This is a genomic window from Desulfoprunum benzoelyticum, from assembly GCF_014201505.1.
Taxonomy (GTDB): domain Bacteria; phylum Desulfobacterota; class Desulfobulbia; order Desulfobulbales; family Desulfocapsaceae; genus Desulfoprunum; species Desulfoprunum benzoelyticum.
Map to the genome: position 1 here is coordinate 14,348 of NZ_JACHEO010000023.1, position 19,710 is coordinate 34,057.

Here is a 19,710-nt window from a genome sequence, read left to right on the forward strand (position 1 = left end):
GTTACTGATGTTTCGGGCCGCGCTTCAGGGCGACGAGATCGGATTGCGTGGCTTTGGCGATCTGGTCCAGTTCAACCTTGCGCAGGTGGTTGCCGTACACCTTCAGGTCAACCCCGGTGACCGCGATGATACGGTAGCGAGGGGTCTTCGCCCCATCTTTGGATTTCTGCCGTTCCCGGTAAAAAATTTGTCCAGCCATGGTCTTCCTCCCTGATGATATTGTTTAAAAAACCGCATCTTTAAAATATAGAGCACCGTGCCCGGGATGGCAAGGCCCATTCTGCTGTAATCTATGGTTATTGTAGGTAATATACGGTTTTTTCTGTGTGTGTATCTTCTTGGTATGCTAGATAAATCGGTGGGTTTTTTATTTCAAAAGGGCAGAGATGAAAGCGTGTGTAATCAAGCTGAGTCAACTCTCTTTTTTCAATACAACCCGTGTTGAATCTCAATAAGATTGGTGATGGAAATATCAGCAATATGCGGCACAAACACAATATGAATCCAGATGTTATCTGATGATATTTTACGTCTCTTTTGTCGTTTGTTTTTAAGAATTCGGTTTTCGTTTCTGTCGTGGACCAAGGGTGACAAATTATGACACGAAGCCTCGGTATGATGAGAATTTTGATCGGTATCGATGACACCGATAATCTCGACAGTCCCGGTTCGGGGACGGCGGCTGAGAATCTGGCGACGGCGCTGCAGCGCAACGGCCTGGCTCAATGTGACGGCATCACCCGTCATCAGCTTCTGGTTCACGACGACATTCCCTTTACCTCCCATAACAGCGCGATGTGCATCCCTGCCACATGTGAGGCCGGCAGAGTGGCAGACGTCATCTCCTTTGGTCGGTCATTTCTGGAAAAATCGTCGGCGGAAGGCTCCGATCCGGGTCTGTGTGTCGTCATTGATGACTTGGGCCTGGATAAAGATTCCCTGATATCCTTTGGCCAAAATGCCAAGCAGAAGATTCTCGACAAGCAGACGGCATATGCTTTGGCCGATACCCTCGGCGTGTCCCTCTCGGAACATGGCGGGACCGGGGGTGGGGTCATCGGCGCCCTGGCGGCAACCGGACTGAGGATGTGCGGCAATGACGGCCGTTACCGGGGATGGCACCAATTCGGCAATGCCGGCGAAGCGACGACGGTGGCGGAGCTGTGCCGCCATGACTGTGTTGATGCGGTGAGGGCAGATGACGGGCAGACCTTGGATGCCGATGAAATGGTTCTCTTCGCCGAGAACACGGTGAAAACGGTGTTGCTGGGAAATACGAGGGTCATTCCGGTGGTAAAGGCCACCGCCCGACAATCTGGCGCTTGTTGGACGACATTGACGAAGAAAGCGATGAAGCGGTTTTGAATGCCGCACAGCGCAGGGCAAGGCTGATTGTTGTAATTTTTGACCAGCTACTGCCGGAACCTTGGTAACGATGCATCCAGTCGACAGTTTCTATGGCTCCACTGGAGCTGAAATTTCGGAACTTACAATCAAGAAGGAGGTGTTATGAGAATTTTTTGCAACTATGTGGTCGCCGCCGCTCTTTTCTTCTTTTTATCTCCCTTATCCGCATCTGCGGCCGAACCCTTGCAACTGTACGCGGCAGGAAGCTTGAAGGCGGCCCTCAGCGAGGTCGCCCTTGCCTATGAAAATACGTATGCAGCGAAAGTCGCCACCAGATTCGGTCCCAGCGGTCTTCTGACTACGGCCATTGAAGGTGGAGAGAATCCCGATGTGTTTGCTTCGGCGAATATGGCACACCCGGCAAAACTGGCGGCAAGCGGATGGGGCGGCCCTGTCGTGCTGTTCGCCCGCAATCAGCTTTGCGCCCTGGCGCAGAAAGATGTCTCGGCAACCTCAGATAATCTTCTGTCTACTCTGCTGGACAACACTGTCCGCCTGGGAACTTCGACCCCGAAAGCCGATCCGAGCGGTGACTATGCCTGGGAACTCTTCAGCAAAGCGGAGGCGATACAGAAGGGAAGCTATGCCACGCTCTCCGGCAAGGCACTTCAACTCACCGGCGGACCGGACAGCGACAAGGCCCCTGAAAAGCGCAACCAATACGGTTGGGTCATGGATGAGAAAAAAGCCGACGTTTTCCTCACCTATTGTACCAATGCCGTATCGGCTCAAAAAGAAGTGCAATCGCTCAAGATCGTCAGTATCCCGGAGAATCTTGCCGTGGGGGCGGATTACGGGCTTGTCGTGAGGAACGGAGCCTCTCCGGAGGCATGGCGGCTGGCCATGTATATTCTGTCACCTGAGGGACAAACGATTCTGCAAAAATACGGTTTTGAAGTGTCAGTGGTGAAAAAGGGGAAGTAAAATCCGAAGCTCTCTCCCGTGCCGTTCAGATGTGTTCAGCAGGAGACAGTATAAAGGCAACGGCTGACAGCGCGGCCGTTGCCTTAAAAATCATATAAATTCAATAAAATATCTCAAGTCACAGCTTCGAGATCGGTATCTGCATTTCCTTCGATCTGGCAACAACCATTCCTGAAAGTCCAGTCCTGTGGTACATTGCCACTGCAATGCGGTGTTCATCGGCGAGCAGACACCATCCTGTTCAACAACGATGTGCAAATCCGGCTGAGCGGCCAAAATAAAAGGGAAAATGAAGGCGTTCGTTGCACGTCAACGTTAACCGTTCAATGCCTTTGTCAGTCATTCCCATCGGCAAGGAATGGATCCTCGCTGTTGCTCGCCACGATATCTCTTGCCGTCGCTGGCTATGGACAGCATATCCCTGAAGAGTGTAACCTTTTCCTGGAAGACACCTTTGTCGGACATTTTCAGTCGACAGTGCCAGGATCGCAGGGAAATGATGTCTCCTCAGTCAATCACAACCACTCTGGAGAAAGGTTTTTCGGCAGAGGAGGTCAGGATACTTCGGTGAAGCGACGTTCAGGTTGATCGATGAACCTGGCCGTCTCAAATGCAAACAGGTGTAATCGTTGTAATGGCACAAATGTAAGGAATGCACTGATCCGTGCAGCAATGAAAGACAGGCAACGGAATTACACCAACTGATCAAGGAGGATCGATTATGGGAGAACTGAGAGACAGAAACTATTGGAGTCCCTACTTCGCAGGAGCATGCGCCGGCCTTGTGCTGGTGTTGTCGGTCCTGATTTCCGGTAATTACTTCGGGGCATCCACGTCATTTGTACGATCTGTTGGATTGATTGAGCAGATTTTCAGTGCCGAACGCGTTGCTCAGATAGATTATTTCGTCAAGACCACGCCCAAAATCGATTGGCAGTGGATGTTCGTTGCCGGTGTTCTGCTTGGTTCTTTCGTGGCGGCGAAAACGTCGGGGACATACAAGACGCAGGCCGTTCCGGACATGTGGCGGGACAAATTCGGCTCGAATGTCGTCTTCAGAGGTACCATCGCCTTTCTCGGCGGTACGGTGGCAATGTTCGGCGCCCGTCTCGCCGATGGCTGACCTTCCGGCCACGGTCTGAGCGGTCTGGCTCAGCTGGCGGTCAGTGGTTTCGTCGCGCTGTTCTGTTTTTTTATCGGCGGGATGATCAGTGCCAATCTTTTGTATCTGGGAGGTAAAAAACGATGAGCCAGCTTGTGTATGGAATTGTCACCGGCATTCTCTTCGGATTTTTTTTGCAGCGGGGGCAAGTTTTGCGATATGACAAACAAATCGGTGCATTACGCCTTTTGGACATGACGATTGTGAAATTCATGCTCTCCGCTATTCTGGTTGGCACAGTTGGCATCTATCTTCTTCATGATCTGGGCCTCGCAAAGCTTTCGGTGAAGTCCACTATTCTGGGGGCCACAATTGGCGGGGGGCTGCTTTTCGGTATCGGTTGGGGCTTGTTGGGGTACTGTCCGGGGACCGCCATCGGTGCAATCGGAGAGGGGCGTTGGGACGGTGTTTGGGGCGTGCTCGGAATGCTGGCCGGCGGGGCTTTGTACGCCGAGGCCTATCCCTTGATGCAGCAGACTCTGCTGAGTTGGGGCAATCTCGGCAAGATCACGTTGCCGGGCGTGCTGCACGTCAATCACTGGGTGGTTATTCCCGTTTTTATTATTGCGAGCGTAGGTCTGTTCATATTTTGTGAAAAAAAGAATCTTTAGAACCGGTTGCGAGCGTCCGTCCCAGGTACCAACCTGTACATTGGGACAGCATCAGCACGCCGCCATACCGTTGTGAGATCGAGTATATAATCGGCGAGGCGGGCGGGTATTCTCCCGCCTTGCCCTCCCCACTCCGCCCCGCATACCGATTTGAATCGGTCGGTTCCGAGGCGCCGGAAATGTGGCGTCGTCTTTTTTTTATTTTTATCACATCGTATCTCTGCCGCGCCGATTTATCCGTCAATTTGACCGGAAATGACTTTTTCTGGTTGTGATCAGACCTTTCGCAGCCGTTCCGGTAGGGAATTCCTTTGGGCTCCTGTAAGGTATCTGCTTACAAAAATCTGAGTACTACAAAATATTTATCGTTTTTAGTTGTTGTTTGTCGGTTTAAGAAATTTCGTTGCCGATAACGGAAATGACTCTATAACCTTCGATCATCACGGGGTGTCACCGGCCAACAATCTCTCATGTTGACGCCGGATCGGGCGCTCTTCGACAGGCGGAGGTTGGGCGGTGATAGACATCATTCGGGTACAGAACGTGACGGGAGCCAGTCCCGTTCACGACTGTGACCACATTCCGATTTCGAACTGCGTCGACGTCAAAGGCGGGGGGTGCATTATCAACGCCGGCACCGGGCACGTCTGCGTCTTGAGTTTCGATGACGGCCTTGCCGGCAATGATGACGCGGGACTGAGGATCGCCGTGGCCGCCGCCGGCAGCGGCATCCTGATGCCTGAAATCGAGGATGGGGTTGTCAGCATGCGGGCTGCGCACGGCGGGCAGTTGCGGGTTGATAAGAAGGCGCTGGCGGCGATCCACAGTCAGGTGGGAATTCGGATCAATTTCCTCGCACTGGAACAGGCAGTGGTCAAGAACCAGCTGGTTGCCGAGATATGGCTGGAACTCGCGCAGGGGGCCGAGGGGACGATCAGCAGGATCGAGGATCTGTGTCGGCGCTACCGTCCCGTTATCGACGTTCGGCCCTGCTAGCGGTCGAGAGTTGGTATCCTGACGGCAACAGGCCGCGGATCTCCTCGCGGGTTGAAGGAAACGATTGCCGCCGTCCAGGGCTGCTGCATCGATTTTGGAAGAGTGAAGGTAATAGGCCGGTCGATGATCTTTTCGCCGGTGTGCATGTGATCTTTTCGTGAGGACCGGGGCCTCATGAGGCTCCGCTCCTTCTTCTGTATCCCCGCCCCTTGCAACGGGGGCGGGAATGAAATACGAGGGCAGCTGAATCATGAGTCATACCACAAGCAGGGAAGAAGAACTGGCCGCGGAGATCGCCCGGCTGAAGCAGGAGAGACCGTATCTTGACAACCTGTTCACCTCCTTCGGTCCGATGTTGCTGTTGCGGCAACGCTGGGGGCAGAACAAACGGGAGGGAGAAACGACCATTACCGTCGATCCGCTTCGGTATTCCAGCGGGATGACGGTGATGCAGCAATGCCCGGATCTGCTTTATGATGACCGCTGGCACGATGCGGGACTGGCCGTCGCCGGGGCGATCGGTTACGGTTTTTGTGAGCTTGCCGGGGACATGGATTACCTGACGAACAGAATCCGGGGAGGGCTGGATTGTTGCACCCTCTACCGCTCGGCGATTGAGCTCAAACCGGAGGAATTGGGGCGGAAGGCCAGGGAGACCGGCATTCAGGAGCTGTCGCTGGCCGTCTTCCTCCGCTGCCTCGGACGGTTGATGCTGAGTATCAAAGCGCAGGAAATAGCCACGGAGCTGGCCTCGCTCACATGGACAAAAGGCTATTGTCCTATCTGCGGCAGTTTCCCGCATCTGGCCATCATCCGGGACAAGGGGCAGCGCTGGCTGCAGTGTCCACAGTGCAGCCATGAGTGGTCCTTTCCCCGCATGACCTGTCCATACTGTGAACATGAGGAACCGGCGGGCACGAGCTATCTGTTCGTCGAGGGCAAAAAGGAGGAGATGGCCTTCACCTGCGAGCGATGTGAACGCTATCTGGTGACGACCGACCAGTCGGGGAATCTCCGCCGGACCAATGCCGATCTGATCGCCCTCAGTCTTGCCCACTTCGATATGCTGGTCCAGGACAAGGGGTTCCAGCCGATGGCCGAGTGCGAGTGGAATACCTTCGCCACCGCCGATTGAGCCGGGAGGCGCTGGGGTGCTACGAGTCGGTGAGAAGGGACGCTGTGCCGCCGGATAGCAAAAGATGATGCAGTGAAGAAAAGGGGCGATGCCGTCATCCGGTAGTGATGAACGCGGCAGTCGCCCCTTCCTGTCAGGCGGAGGCGGTGAAGATCACCGCCTCCGCCCTGTTTCAGCCACCGGCGATCTAGCCCAGGGCTTCGATCCTGACCGCGCAGGACTTGTATTCCGGGGTGCCGGTTATCGGATCGCGGAACCCTGAGGTCAGGATATTGGTCAGGGTGTCCTGGTGGTGAAAGGTCATGAAGACATTGCCGGCCTGGGAGCGGTCGCTGACCTTGGCCCGCACCTTGAGCTCGCCCCGGCGTGAAGACACTCGCATCCAGTCGCCGTCGTTGATCTGCAGCGCCGCGGCATCGGCGGGATTGATCTCGGCCAGTTCCTCCGGCACGACCTCGGCGATCCCGGCCGATCTCCTGGTCATCGAACCGTTGTTGTAATGCTCGCGGATCCTGCCGGTGATCAGGACATAGGGGTACTGCTCGTCCGGGACCTCGCCCGAACCCTGGTGATCGAGCGGCATAAAGGTCGCCAGACCTCCCGGACGGGAAAAGAGGTCGGTGTACAGGGTCGTGGTGCCGGGATGATCCTTGGTCGGGCAGGGCCACTGGATCCCCTTCTCCTCCAGGCGGTCGTAACTGATGCCGCCGTAGATCGGCACCAGACCGGCGATTTCGTCCATGATCTCGGAGGGATGGTTGTAGGCCATCGGGTAGCCCATCAGGGTCGAAATCCGGCAGATGACCTCCCACTCGGCCATGCCGGGCACCGGCGTCACCGCCCGCCGCACCCGCTGGATCCGGCGTTCGCCGTTGGTGAAGGTCCCGTCTTTTTCAGCGAAACTGGCGCCGGGCAGGATGACGTCGGCAAAGCGGGTGGTCTCGGTGTGGAACAGATCCTGGACGACGAGAAAATCAACGGCGGCCAGGGCCTCCTGCACGTGCTTGGCATCGGCGTCGGTGTGGGCCGGGTCCTCGCCGAGGATGAAGATCCCCTTGAAGTTGCCGCGCCGGCACTCGTCGAGCATCTCGACCGACTTGAGTCCGGGTTTGTCCTGGATCTTCACCCCCCAGGCCTTCTCGAACTTGCCGCGCAGGGCGGCGTCGGCGACCGACTGGTAGCCGGGCAAAGTCGCCGGCAGCGGGCCGAGATCGGATGCCCCCTGGACGTTGTTCTGGCCGCGCAGGGCCATGATGCCGGTGGCCGGTCGGCCGATCTGGCCGCAGACCAGGGCCAGATTGGCAATCGCCATCGCGTTCTCGGTGCCGGTCCGGTGCTCGGTGACGCCGAGGCCGTAGACGATCATCGCCTTGTCGGCCTGGGAATAGAGGCGGGCGGCCTCGATGATCCGGTCGCGGCCGACGCCGGTCAATCGTTCGACCCGGTCGAGATCGTACTCCTTGACCTTGGCCCTGAGTTCGTCGAAGCCTTCGGTTCGCGAGGCGATGAACGCCTTGTTTTCCCAGCCGTTTTCCAGGATGACGTTGATGATGCCGTTGAGCATGGCGATGTTGCTGCCCGGCTTGAGGTTGAGCCAGACATCGGCCCGTTTGGCCATCCAGGTCTTGCGGGGGTCGCCGACGATCAGCCTGGCGCCGTTGGCGATGGCCTCCTTGAGGTACAGGGAGATGATGGGGTGGCCCTCGTTCGGGTTGGAGCCGAAGAGGAACAGGGTGTCGATGTCGGGCATCTGCGCCAGGGAGTTCGTTGCTGCTCCTGCGCCCAGACTGGTGGCCAGACCGGCCACGGTGGGGGCGTGTCAGACCCGGGCACAGTTATCGACATTGTTGGAGCCGACCGCCGTTCGCACCCATTTCGACATCAGATAGTTTTCCTCGTTGGTGCAGCGGGAGGAGGAAAAGCCGCCGACCTTTTCCGGTCCGAATTCGTCGATCAGGGCCTTGAAGCGGGAGGCGACCAGGGTCAAAGCCTCATCCCAGCTGGCCTCGCGGAAACCGTCGCCCTCCTTGATCAGCGGGGTGCGGATGCGGTCCGGGTGATGGATGAAATCGTAGCCGTAGCGGCCCTTGATGCAGAGGTTGCCGTGGTTGACCGGGGCGTTGAGATCGGAGGTGACCCGGATCACCCGGTCGTTTCTGACGTTGAGGAAGAAGTTGCAGCCGGTGCCGCAGTAGGTGCAGGTGGTCTTGACCTTGGTGACATCGCCGGCGCGGCCGAGACCGCGACCCTTGGTGTCGGTGAGGGCGCCGGTGGGGCAGGCGGAGACGCACTGGCCGCAGAATTCGCAGTTGTCGAGGCTGCGCGGCTTGGCGAAGGCGGTATCCGGCATGACCTCGAAGCCGCGATTGACGAGCGAGATCGTCCCGGCCATCACGACCTCGTTGCAGATCCGGGTGCAGCGGCCGCAGACGATGCACTTGTTCGGCTCGTAGGTGATGAACGGGTTGTCCTGGCGGATCGGCAACTGCCACTGTTCGCCCGGGAACCGGTCGAGCCTGGCGCCGAAGCGATAGGCCAGGGTCTGGAGGCCGCAGTTGCCGGCGGCCTCGCAGCACATGCAGTCATTGGGGTGATTGGACAGCAGGAGTTCAAGGACGGTCTTGCGCAGGCGGGTCAGCCGCGGGCTTTCGGTCGTGACCTCCATCCCGGCCTCGGCCGGGGTGGTGCAGGAGGCCAGGGGCCGCGGCACTCCCTTGATCTCGACGATGCACAGCCGGCAGCCGCCGTAGGGCTTCAGCCGATTGTCATGGCACAGGGTCGGAATCGGTACCCCCGCCCCTCGACAGACCTCGAGGATGGTCTGGCCTCCGGTAAATTGGACTTCCTTGCCGTTAATCACGATTGTCGCAGGACTGGTCATCGATCTTCTCCCTGTTGCGGTTGTTCAAGTGAGTGGAATCGGTACTTTTCGGCCGACACGGATCTGTTGATCAGCAAAGCCTAGCCTTGAAAGCGAATATTTTCATCACATGATCTGGAAATGACCATCATTAACCGGGAATGACACGAAAAACGGGCTTGATCGGTCTGGTTGGTCCATCATGGACACCGGCCCAATAGCGGTTGTCTTCGTTTGGTCCGCTGGCAGCAGACCAATCTCAATCGGGGCAAGGCCAAAAAATGATTGCACCTGACCGCCCCATCCGTTATTCATAAATCGAATAACGGATGGGGCGGTCAGGTCCTCCAATTAACGAAGGTGGGATTAACGTGCCGATTTCAACAACATTACGGCATATGCTCGGGTGGGTGGGAGAAAATGACACCTCGATTCGCCTGCTGGAGAGCATCGACGCCTGCGGTTCGATCAACCGGGCGGCAAGGCATGTCGGTCTCAGTTACAAGGCGGCCTGGGAAAAAATCGAGACCTTGAACAATCTCTCCACTACACCGCTGGTCATCCGGCAGGTGGGCGGCAGTGGTGGCGGGGGAACGGTGCTGACCGAAGAGGGCCGGGGACTGTTGCGCAAGGTGGCGATCCTGCGGCGGGAATTCGCCGCCTTCGTCGGTTTTCTGGGCGAGCGGCCGGACGAGGCCCTGAACGCCCTGAAAATGTTGCGGAGGTTCGAAATGAAGGTCAGCGCGAGAAATGTCTGGGCCGGAACGGTGGCCGCGATCGAGCAGGGTGCGGTCAACAGCGTCATCACCGTGGCCTTGAAGGGAGGCGATACGGTGGTGGCGGTCATCACCGACAACAGCGTCCATCGTCTCGGTCTGGCACCGGGGATGGAGGTGCTGGCGATGGTCAAGGCTCCCTCGGTCCTGCTCGGCCGTGATGTCCGGCGGGAACAGCTCTCGGCCCGCAACGTTCTGCCGGGCAAGGTGGCACGGATTGTCCCGGGAGTCGTCAATGATGAGGTGATCATCGATCTGCCCGGCGGTAACACGGTGACCGCGATCAATACCTGCGAGAGCGTCCGCCGGCTCGGATTGCAGCCGGGAGTGGAGGTCGCGGCGATCTTCAAGGCCTCGAGCGTCCTGCTGGCGGTCGTCTGACGGAGTCGGGAAAACGTGCGGCTCGCAATCACTACGTGAAAGGGATAGGACAATGAAGAGAAGAACCATGCTGTTTGCTGTAATCGTGGCCGTCTGTTTTCTGGCAACCGGTCTCGCCCGTGCCGGTGAGATCAATCTGTCGGCTGCGGCCAGCACCAAGGATGCGATGATGGAGATCATCAGGGGGTTCGGAAGGGTGCAGCCGGACGCCAGGATCCGGACCAATTTCGGGGCCTCCGGAGCCCTGGCCAAACAGACGGTGCAGGGGGCGCCGACGGATATCTTTCTCTCCGCCAACGCCAAATGGTTGGACCATGTGGTCAAGGAAGGCAAGGCGGAGGGCAAGAGCAGGGGCGTGTTGGCTTCGAACAGGCTGGTCTTTGTCGGCAGAAAAGGTGTTGCGGTCACATCACTGACCGACCTCAATGGCCTGCAGCGGATCGCCCTCGGCACCCCGGCCAGTGTTCCGGCCGGCCAGTATGCCGAACAGGCGATGCGCACGGCCGGAGTCTACGAAGATCTGCACAGGGCACATAAACTGGTGATGGCCCAGGATGTCCGCCAGGCGCTGCTCTATGCCGATCGTGGCGAGGTCGATGGGGCATTCGTCTACCGGACCGATGCCCTGCTGGCCAAAGAGGCGACGATCCTGTTCGAGGTCCCGGATGATCTCTACGATCGTGTGGCCTATCCGATGGTCATGACCACCGCCGGTGCAGCCAAGGCCGAGGTCAGGGCGTTCTACAGCTATCTTGCCGGTCCGGAAGCCCTTGAAATATTGAAAAAATTCGGGTTTGTGACAGTTCAATAGGTCCTCCGCGCCGTAACCGGCCGTACGGCGTCGCCTCCAACCGTCAGGGATGACGCCGTCACCGGCAGTGCAGCCTTATCACCGGCGTTTTTTCCCAGCTCAAGCCGGGTTATTTATCTTGCGATACATGGATACATTTCTGACCCTTACGGCCCAGGATACCGCTGCCGTCTGGCTGTCCATCAAGGTGGCCTGCGGCGCCACCCTGATCGCCACCCCTCTGGGTTTCGCCACCGCCCATTTTCTGGTCTTTTCCAAGATGCCGGCAAAGTCGCTGATCGAGGGACTGATCAACCTGCCGCTCGTGCTGCCGCCGGTCGTCGTCGGTTATCTGCTGCTCCTGGTCTGCGGCCAGGCTGGATTACTCGGGCCGCTGCTGCGGTCGGTCGATATCCGCATCATCTTCACCCTGAGCGGGGCGATCCTCGCCTCGGCGGTGGTCGGCTTTCCCCTGATGGTCCGGGCGATCCGCATCGGCATGGAGGCGATCGACGACAATTGCCTGATGGCGGCGCGGACCCTGGGGGCCGGTCGGTGGGATGCCCTGGTCACCATCACCCTGCCCCTGTCGGGGCGGGCGGTCCTGGCCGGCATGACCCTGATGTTCGCCCGCAGCCTCGGCGAATTCGGGGCGACGATCATCCTCGCCGGCAACATCCCCGGCGTGACCCAGACCATTCCTCTGGCGATCTACGAGTACACCAACACCCCCGGCGGCGATCGGGCCGCCCTCAACCTCTGCCTGGTGTCGATCGCCCTGTCGTTTGCCATCCTGCTGCTGAGCGAGGCGCTCGGCCGCAGTCTGAAGAGGAGGTGAGGGGATGGAACTCGAGGTCGATATCGAAAAACGGCTCGGGGCGTTTTGCTGCGCCGCCGCCTTCACCGTGCATTCGCTGCGCTGCGGGGTGTTCGGGCCTTCCGGCAGCGGCAAATCGACCTTGATGAACCTGCTGGCCGGGCTGGTCGTTCCGGATCGGGGCAGGATCCGCCTCGCCGGGCACACGCTGTATGATGCCGAGGCAGGGATCAACCTCCCGCCGGAACAGCGGCGGATCGGGGTGGTGTTTCAGCATGCCCGCCTGTTCCCCCACATGAACGTGCGGCGGAACCTGCTGTACGGCTGGCGACGGACCGATCCCGGCGATCGCCGGATCGAACCGGAGGCCTTGATAAAGGTCCTCAATCTCGGTCACCTCCTTCATCGCGGCGTCACCCGGCTGTCCGGCGGCGAGCGGCAGCGGGTGGCCCTCGGCCGCACCGTGCTGGCCTGTCCCCGGCTGATCCTGATGGACGAGCCGCTGACCGGCCTCGACGAGGAACTGAAATACCAGATCATCCCCTATCTGCAGAGAGTCCTCGATCAATTCGCCATCCCGCTGCTCTTCATCAGCCATTCGCTGCGCGAGATGCGGTTGATGACCGACGAGGTCCTGGTCTTTCATGATGGCGCCCTGCAGGCGCAGGTGTCGACCGAGAGCCTGGCCCGCAGCGACATGGCCACGGCCGGCGGTGGCTATGTCAACATGCTGCATCTCGGCCCCCCGCGCCAGGTCGGCGATCTGTGGTGTTATCCCTGGGGAGAGACCGAACTGGTCCTGACCGAAGGCGGCGGCGCCGGCGACAAATTTTTCGAGCTCGAGGCCAGGGACATCATTCTGCTCAAGGGCCGGCTTGCCGCCATCAGTGCCCGCAATCTTCTGACCTGCCGGGTGGTCGGCCTCTTCGGGGTCAACAACCGGGTCGGGGTCGAACTCGATTGCCGCGGCAACCGCCTGGTGGCCCAGATTGTTCAGGAATCGGTGTGCGAGATGGGACTCGCGGCGGGGGGCGAGGTCGTCGCCGCGATCAAGGCCTCGTCCTTTCGCCGGATTGTCTGAAATGCCGGCGCCGTCACTTGCGGCCGGGCCTTCCCGGGACGGAGAGGTGACCGGCGCTTAGGGGCCGTTACGAAATAACCGTTACATTTTTCACCATTTCGTTACGGCCCCTTATGCCGGAAAGGTATTTCTGCGTAACAGTTATTGTTTGACGACGGCTTTCCGGAAACCGTCTTCCGGCTCTTGCCGATCTTCGGAGAATTGTGTATGAAAATACATCAACCATCCGAAGAGTCCGGTTTAATGTTGTGTCTGAAACTATCCTTCTGTATATCATTCTACCCTTCGTCGTCTTCCCAGGAATAGACGAATTCGCCTCTTGGGCGACCGTTCGCTGCAACCCGACGTTCGCCGGGCAGGATTTCCTGCACCGGTCGATGTGCTGCTGTCAAAACTCAACCACCCCCCCGGTCGCTCAACGCCACTGCCGGCGCCAACAGCCTTCTGGCTGCGAATAACAGCGTGAGGGGCTTTTTTTTCGCCATTCAGGACCTTGAACATGACCAAGAAAAACTATCGCGAAATACCCTATAACTTCACCTCAGCCGACGACAAACTGATCATCAATCTTCTCTTTGGGGCGGAGGTGTGGGAGGATCTGGAAGAACTGCGCAGCCAGAGGATCACCGGGCGCTCGTCGCGGCTGGTAATGCGTTTCATGGGCGACCTGTTCATCCTGCGGCGCAACCCGTTCCTGTTTCAGGAGCTGATCGATTCGCCTGACCGGCGGCAACGGTTTTTCGACACCGCCGAAGAGGATCTGGCGATCATCGAGGAGGCGGCGCGTATCGGGCGGGTCGGTTCGGAGCGCAGTTCCAAGGTGTTCAGGTTGGTGGCGACCTGTCGCCGGCGCTTCGCCGAGATCAAGCAGGAAATTCACGACGCCCCGGCGCTGCGCGTGCAGATGCAGAAAAAGCTGGGAGCGATCATCGGCGTTGAAAACGTCCGCTTCGATCCCTTCACCCTCATCAGCCACGCCACCGACGCCACCGACTGGCGCCTCTTTCTGCCGCTGGCGGTGCTGCGGCCCTCGGTCGAGGAGCAGGTGCCGCCGCTGATGCAGGCGGTGGCCGAACTGGGATTGAAAATCATCCCCCGCGGCGGCGGCACCGGCCTGACCGGCGGCAGCGTCCCGGTGACCAGCGACTGCGTCATCATCAACACCGAGAAGCTGACGAAAATTCATGACATCGTTTACTGGGATATGCCTCATCTCGGTCCGGATGTACGGATTCCGACGCTGAAGGTCGAGGCCGGAGTCGTCACCTCCGACGCCATGGCCCACGCCGCAGGGGACAACCTGGTCTTCGCCACCGACCCGACCAGCGCCTGGGCTTCGACCATTGGCGGCAACATCGCCGAAAATGCCGGCGGTAAGACTGCGGTGCTGTGGGGCACGGCGATCGACAACATCCTGGCCTACACCATCGCCATGCCCGGCAACGGGCTGGTCACCGTGCGCCGGGTCAACCATCCGATGCGCAAGATTCTGCCCGACGATGCGGTCCATTTCCAGGTCCTCGATCACAACGGGCGGCTGCTCCGCGACGTCCATCTGACCGGGACCGATATCCGCAAGAAGGGGCTGTGGAAGGATATCACCAACAAGGCCCTGAAAGGGCTGCCGGGCTTCCAGAAAGAGGGCACTGACGGGATCATCACCTCCGGCGAGTTCGTGCTCCACCAGGCCTACGAGAAGAAGATGACCTACTGCCTGGAATTTTTCGGCGACGACATGGATGAGGCCAGCCGGGTCATCGTCGAGATCTCCGAGGAGTTCGTCAACCACGGCGAAGAGGCGCTGATGGCCCTCGAGCACTTTGACGAGGAGTATATCCGCGCCATCAAGTACAAATTCAAGGCGGCCCGGAGCGAACATCCGAAGGCGGTGCTGCTGATCGACATGGTCGGCCACACCACCGCCCAGGTGCTGCGCGGCAAGGAGCGGTTGAAACAACTCCTGCTGCCGTACAGCAACACCGAGCTGTTCATCGCCCAGGATGCCGACGAGGCCGCCCGTTTCTGGCGCGACCGCAAGCGGCTCGGGGCCATCGCCGCCCGCACCAATGCCTTCAAACTCAACGAGGATATCGTCCTCCCCCTGCCGGCACTGGCCGAATTCGCCCGGTTCGTCGACGCCTACAACATCGACGAGGATATCCATAACAAGACCCAGTTCATCGAGCGGATCGTCGAGTACCTGCAGACCGCCGAACCCATCGAGGACCCGGACTGGCTCGAGGCGAAGATCCCCAAGGCCAACGACCTGTGCCGGGAGACCCTGGAGAAGCTGCAGCTCCGCAGTCGGGAGTCGATGCGGGACGCGATCGATATCAGAAAACTGCTGGCCGATCTGCTGGAGCTGCTGAGCGGCTACAGCAAGGTCAGCGGTGGTATCGAGAGCATCTACAGCGAGGTGCGGTCGAGGCGGATCATCATCGCCACCCACATGCACGCCGGCGACGGCAATATCCATGTCAACATCCCGGTCTTCTCCAACGACCGGGCGATGATGAAGCGGGCCGAGAAGACCGCCGAAGATGTCATGGCCAAAGCGGTCGAACTGGGCGGAGTGGTGAGCGGCGAGCACGGGATCGGCATCACCAAGATGAAATTTCTGGAACATTCCCGGCTGGAGGAGCTGCGCCGCTACCGGCAGGACGTCGATCCCCAGGGGATCATGAATCCAGGGATGCTCAACGATCCGGAAATCATCGACAAGGTTTACACCCCGTCGTTCAACCTGCTCGAACTGGAGGCGAAGATCCTCCAGTATGGGTCGTTGGCCAAGCTGTCGTCGATGATCTCCAAGTGCATCCGCTGCGGCAAGTGCATGCCGGTGTGCTGCGTCTACCACCCGGGAAGCAATATCTTTTTCCATCCCCGCAACAAGAACATGGTCATCGGTTCGCTCATCGAGGCCCTGCTCTACGACATGCAGCGCACCCACCTGCCGCGCTTCAATCAGCTGAAAAACCTCGAGGAGATCGCCGACCACTGCACCCTGTGCCGCAAGTGCCTGGCCCCCTGCCCGGTCGATATCGACACTGCCGAGGTGTCGCTGCTCGAGCGGGAGATCCTCAGCGATCTCGGCTACAAGCACACCGCTCCGGCGACCCTGATGTCGCTGTATTACCTGAAGAACAGGAACCGCAGCTTCAACAAGGTCTTCCGCAAGGGGGTGCTGCAATGGGGCGGCGACCTGCAGCGCTGGGCGGCCCAGGCCTACAGGAAGGCGCCGCCGGCGATCACCGACCAGCGCTGGCGCTTTCTCAACATGTTCAAGTCGCCGATGATGCCGGCTTCGGCCACCAGCCTCGGCGCCCGGCTGCCGCACTATTCGGAGCGGGAAGCGCTGATGATCAACCCGGAGGGACCGGTCGGGAAGACCGTGTTTTATTTTCCCGGCTGCGGTTCGGAACGATTGTACGCCGACATCGCCACCGCCGCCATCTATCTGCTGGCCAAGAACAATATCCGGGTCATCATCCCGCCGCTGTCGCAATGCTGCGGTTTTCCGGCCAAGGCCAATGCCAGGAAGAAGATGGCATCGATCATCAGCCTGCGCGACACCATCATCCTGACCCAGATCCGGGACATGCTCGGCCATCTTGTGTTCGACGCCTTTCTCGTCAGCTGCGGCACCTGCCGCGAGTCCCTGCACGAAATGGGGGTCAGCGAGATATTCGACTGCCCGATGACCGACATCTCGCAATTCGTCATGGAAAACTCCAATGGTCAGTTCGGCTCCCGCCGCCAGGCAACGGTGCTGTACCACACTCCCTGCCATGACTCCTTCGATGGGGACGGACCGAGGCTTCTGGGGCAGTTGTACAAGGATGTGCGGAGTGTTCCCAACTGCTGCTCCGAAGCGGGGACCCTGGCCGTCTCGAGACCGGATATCTCCCATGCGATGCTCGAGCGCAAACGCGAGTCCCTGGCCAGGGCCGGGGCCGGCAGCGAGGCGACGATCATCGCCACCAATTGCCCGTCCTGCCTTTCCGGCCTCGGGCGCAACCGGGAGATGGGGATCACCCCGCAGCACATGACGGTGGTCCTGGCCGAGGCCATCGGCGGACCTGACTGGATGAGTGAATTCGCGCGACTGGTGGAGGGGGCGGAAAAGGTGACGTTTTAGGGGGATCAACCCGTCTTTGGTAGCAGCCTTTTCCCCGGGTAACGGGAACCTGGCGGCGGGAAGGCTCTTTTGCCGCCTTCCCGCCCTCGATGCCGACGACGGCGCTGGGGCGACCGGTCGTGGCCGCCGCCGGTCGTCATGAGGGCAAGGGCCTACTGCCGATACCTGTCTCGGTCCCTGTATCGGTCGCCGCGGTAATAATCGCGGCTCCGGTGGTACCTGTCGCCCATGTAGTAACCGCCGTCCCGGTGGCGGCCGCCATCCCGGTACTGGATGCCGTCGCGGTAGTAGCCGCCGTGATATCCGACCCAATGATGACAGCCTGCAAGGGAGACCAGCGACAGCACGAGAACAAGTCCCATTATGATTTTTTTCATTGTTTCCTCCTTTCAAGGTGCCCTTTGCTGCTACAGGGTCGCCTGAGCTCGACAACGACGGATCGTCGTAGCTCCTGCAGCAACGTTCCTGGCCGCCTGGTAACGGTGTTTGTCGGCATACGGGTGTGAAAAGGATCCTGCCGACGCTGTCAATAGCAGGGAATCTGTATCCTCTGGGTGAGAGGGTAGGGGTATGAAACCCAGACCCGACGGCCGTCATACTGGCTGATCTGCCACTCGCCGCTGACAACCCGGTCTTCGACGCAGATCTGGGGCTGGCGGACGACGACAGCCGGTGGATATGCCGCGGTCGGATATCCGTATCCAACTGTCGGCGGTGGTGTTGCCGCATGAATCAGTGCCGAACCAAGGAGAAGTCCTCCCATGACGCCGAAGGCGATGCCGACACCATTGTGGTGATGTCTCCCTCCATAGTAGCTGTGACTGTACCCACGGTCGTAATAATGGTGGCCGCCCCGGGCAAACGCCGTCGTCGTGCCTGCAACGCACAAAACCATCGCCAGTAGTGCAATTTTCTTTTTCATTTTCATCGCTCCGTTCCAGATTGTACAAAAAATTCCACGGTACATTCCCTAATTCGATCTGCATCCCCTGTCGCGGCCCCATGCCTCCGATCCATCCTGATAGTTGTGTCGGCGCTGTTTCGATCGGGTATCGCGTCGAAATGTTGAATTGAAAAAGGGTTGGGATCGGAGGTGGCGCCGCTTGTCATGTCCCGGTGAATTGTCGCGACCGCCTTGAGGGATACCGTGCCCTGATTCAACTTTTACGTCCGATTGCTGGAGATTGAAAGCGGACATCAGGGGGCATAGGGTCCGGAATGACCTCATGTCGGGTGTATGTCGGGCGCATGTCGGGTGCATGTCGGGTCGGTTTGTCACCGAAGAGGAGTGCGGCGGCGTCTCCGGGTTGATATCGTCGCGTTTGCCCGAAAGCGGATGCAGGACGGACGGGTTCCGGCCGGGGATAACCAGAGGCCGACGCAATCTGAAAAAGATTGTGCCGTCGACTTCGGCGGGGTCCTCCGGTGATGTCACGAAGAGGATGGTTCGTCCCGGTCGGAGTGAAGGTTTTTGATCTGTTCAGCGTAACAATCGGGGCAGCAACCGTGGGAAATGCGCACCCCTTTGGTTCTGTTGAAATATTCTTCCAGACTGTACCAGCGGCCTTCTCCTTGTTTACCTTGCTGATCGTCACGAATTTTCTTGCAGTAACAGCACATCGGCAGAAATTCCTCATACAACGCGATTTTTCGCTGCATAGCCTGTTTCACGAGACAGGTCGACATCCGGTACAGCAGTTCATCGGTATCACATGGCTTCTGCAGAAAATCGTCCGCCCCCAGGCGCAGGGCATCGATTGCCGACTCCATGACCCCGTTGCCTGTGAGGATAATCACAATGGCCATCGGACGCCGCTGTTTGGCAGCCTCCAGCACCTGCAGGCCATTGAGCCGGGGCATCACCAGGTCGGTGATCACGATGTCATAGGCATTGGCATCGATCAGTGCAACCGCCTCCTCGCCATCGGCAGCTGTGGTCGCTGTGAGGCCGGCGATGGCCAGATCCCTGGCGAGACTGTTGCGGATGATCGGTTCATCATCGACCACCAGCAACGATTTGTCTTTCAAGGACGCAATCGCTTCCATGAGCCCGAAACTGCCCTGCCGGTTTTTGGGGGGTGAGTTGAATTGTGCCATGGTTCTCCCGCTTGCTGTACCGGGGTGTGAAGACGTCGCGTCAAGGACGGTGAAACTGGCGAAGCCGATTCAGGATTCCCTGCCTGAAGGATTTTACACGACGTCAGATGAGTTCGATCGAAATGTATCAATGACCTTTTGCGTGAAAAATGACAATGGGTGAATATGGGGGATGAAATGGATATCAAATATATCATATCCGGGATTTGGGGTTGTGGAGGGGATCGCGGTTGGCGACGATAGTGAGATGCGTCGGAGGCGTTGGCCTGTGACAAGGCCCTGGCTTGAAGGCCGGGCAACGCTGACCCCGAGAATCACTCGCCCTGGTTGTTCGTGGTGGTTGGCGCCGGTGGGCAGTGATTCGAGTGCGATGTGGTGGGTGGCGATGTCAACATGGAGAGGGATGCGTTGCCTCCGTGTGCGGAAGAAGCGGTGTGGAGTGGTATGCGACAAATCAATTGGCATTTGGCTGCTGAACGCATAGAATCTGGAGAGGCGTCGATGGAGAACCCGGTTTCCAGCCGTATGGTTCCGG

General features: G+C 59.0%; 18 protein-coding genes. 11 read left to right on the forward strand and 7 right to left on the reverse strand.

Translation table 11 applies throughout. From position 1 onward, the window contains the following. Position 1 precedes the first annotated feature (1 nt). Together HNQ81_RS14925 and HNQ81_RS14930 are read right to left on the reverse strand one after the other, a co-directional pair. Positions 2–199 carry a hypothetical protein gene (locus tag HNQ81_RS14925; RefSeq protein WP_183352112.1) on the reverse strand — a complete coding sequence of 66 codons (198 nt, stop codon included), beginning with the start codon at positions 197–199 and terminating at the stop codon, positions 2–4. A gap of 227 nt (positions 200–426) precedes the next feature. Continuing rightward, positions 427–762: a hypothetical protein gene (locus tag HNQ81_RS14930; RefSeq protein WP_183352113.1), complete on the reverse strand. Its 336-nt coding sequence runs from the start codon at positions 760–762 to the stop codon at positions 427–429. Positions 763–828: 66 nt separating this feature from the next. Here HNQ81_RS14930 and HNQ81_RS14935 point away from each other — a divergent pair, with 66 nt between their 5' ends. From HNQ81_RS14935 to HNQ81_RS14955, 5 genes are all read left to right on the forward strand, one after another. Then, complete coding sequence (locus tag HNQ81_RS14935; RefSeq protein WP_183352114.1) at positions 829–1,365, forward strand: hypothetical protein; 537 nt, start codon at positions 829–831, stop codon at positions 1,363–1,365. A 144-nt stretch (positions 1,366–1,509) separates the two neighbouring features. Then, on the forward strand, positions 1,510–2,331 hold the full coding sequence (locus HNQ81_RS14940; protein ID WP_183352115.1) for a molybdate ABC transporter substrate-binding protein: 822 nt from the start codon (positions 1,510–1,512) through the stop codon (positions 2,329–2,331). 721 nt (positions 2,332–3,052) lie between these two features. After that, positions 3,053–3,580 (forward strand): YeeE/YedE thiosulfate transporter family protein, encoded by a 528-nt coding sequence (locus tag HNQ81_RS14945; protein WP_183352116.1) that lies wholly within the window; start codon positions 3,053–3,055, stop codon positions 3,578–3,580. Beyond that, positions 3,577–4,104, forward strand: coding sequence for a DUF6691 family protein (locus HNQ81_RS14950; protein ID WP_183352117.1), 528 nt, complete (start codon positions 3,577–3,579; stop codon positions 4,102–4,104). Before HNQ81_RS14945 ends, HNQ81_RS14950 begins: the two co-directional genes overlap by 4 nt. A gap of 516 nt (positions 4,105–4,620) precedes the next feature. Beyond that, positions 4,621–5,100 (forward strand): molybdopterin-binding domain-containing protein, encoded by a 480-nt coding sequence (locus tag HNQ81_RS14955; protein ID WP_183352118.1) that lies wholly within the window; start codon positions 4,621–4,623, stop codon positions 5,098–5,100. On the opposite strand, the gene HNQ81_RS14960 is transcribed toward HNQ81_RS14955, so the two are convergent. After that, the gene (locus HNQ81_RS14960; RefSeq protein WP_183352119.1) at positions 5,097–5,246 is read right to left on the reverse strand and encodes a hypothetical protein; all 150 of its coding nucleotides are present in this window, start codon (positions 5,244–5,246) and stop codon (positions 5,097–5,099) included. The two genes, HNQ81_RS14955 and HNQ81_RS14960, sit on opposite strands and share 4 nt — an antisense overlap. Before the next feature lie 104 nt (positions 5,247–5,350). Between HNQ81_RS14960 and HNQ81_RS14965 the strand changes: the two genes are divergently transcribed. Further along, positions 5,351–6,235: a formate dehydrogenase accessory protein FdhE gene (locus HNQ81_RS14965; RefSeq protein ID WP_183352120.1), complete on the forward strand. Its 885-nt coding sequence runs from the start codon at positions 5,351–5,353 to the stop codon at positions 6,233–6,235. Between the two features lie 187 nt (positions 6,236–6,422). Here HNQ81_RS14965 and fdhF read toward each other — a convergent pair whose 3' ends face one another. After that, complete coding sequence (gene fdhF / locus HNQ81_RS17690; RefSeq protein WP_183352121.1) at positions 6,423–9,116, reverse strand: formate dehydrogenase subunit alpha; 2,694 nt, start codon at positions 9,114–9,116, stop codon at positions 6,423–6,425. A 350-nt stretch (positions 9,117–9,466) separates the two neighbouring features. Here fdhF and HNQ81_RS14975 point away from each other — a divergent pair, with 350 nt between their 5' ends. From HNQ81_RS14975 to HNQ81_RS14995, 5 genes are all read left to right on the forward strand, one after another. Continuing rightward, entirely contained in the window at positions 9,467–10,252 is a 786-nt protein-coding gene (locus HNQ81_RS14975) for a TOBE domain-containing protein (protein WP_337833463.1), read from the forward strand. Between the two features lie 52 nt (positions 10,253–10,304). Then, a complete protein-coding gene (modA, locus tag HNQ81_RS14980; RefSeq protein ID WP_183352123.1) occupies positions 10,305–11,063 on the forward strand; it encodes a molybdate ABC transporter substrate-binding protein in 759 nt (252 codons plus the stop codon). Positions 11,064–11,190: 127 nt separating this feature from the next. Further along, positions 11,191–11,880, forward strand: coding sequence for a molybdate ABC transporter permease subunit (modB, locus tag HNQ81_RS14985; protein ID WP_183352124.1), 690 nt, complete (start codon positions 11,191–11,193; stop codon positions 11,878–11,880). A 4-nt stretch (positions 11,881–11,884) separates the two neighbouring features. Then, positions 11,885–12,940 (forward strand): molybdenum ABC transporter ATP-binding protein, encoded by a 1,056-nt coding sequence (gene modC / locus HNQ81_RS14990; RefSeq protein ID WP_183352125.1) that lies wholly within the window; start codon positions 11,885–11,887, stop codon positions 12,938–12,940. Positions 12,941–13,439: 499 nt separating this feature from the next. Further along, positions 13,440–17,078 (forward strand): DUF3683 domain-containing protein, encoded by a 3,639-nt coding sequence (locus tag HNQ81_RS14995; protein WP_183352126.1) that lies wholly within the window; start codon positions 13,440–13,442, stop codon positions 17,076–17,078. Between the two features lie 152 nt (positions 17,079–17,230). Here the strand turns inward: HNQ81_RS14995 and HNQ81_RS15000 are convergent, their stop codons facing one another. The 3 genes from HNQ81_RS15000 to HNQ81_RS15010 all read right to left on the reverse strand — a co-directional run bounded on the left by HNQ81_RS15000 (position 17,231) and on the right by HNQ81_RS15010 (position 19,175). Further along, complete coding sequence (locus HNQ81_RS15000) at positions 17,231–17,455, reverse strand: hypothetical protein (RefSeq protein WP_183352127.1); 225 nt, start codon at positions 17,453–17,455, stop codon at positions 17,231–17,233. 149 nt (positions 17,456–17,604) lie between these two features. Further along, positions 17,605–18,000: a hypothetical protein gene (locus HNQ81_RS15005; RefSeq protein WP_183352128.1), complete on the reverse strand. Its 396-nt coding sequence runs from the start codon at positions 17,998–18,000 to the stop codon at positions 17,605–17,607. Positions 18,001–18,509: 509 nt separating this feature from the next. Beyond that, positions 18,510–19,175 (reverse strand): response regulator, encoded by a 666-nt coding sequence (locus HNQ81_RS15010; protein WP_240191598.1) that lies wholly within the window; start codon positions 19,173–19,175, stop codon positions 18,510–18,512. Between the last annotated feature and the right edge of the window lie 535 nt (positions 19,176–19,710).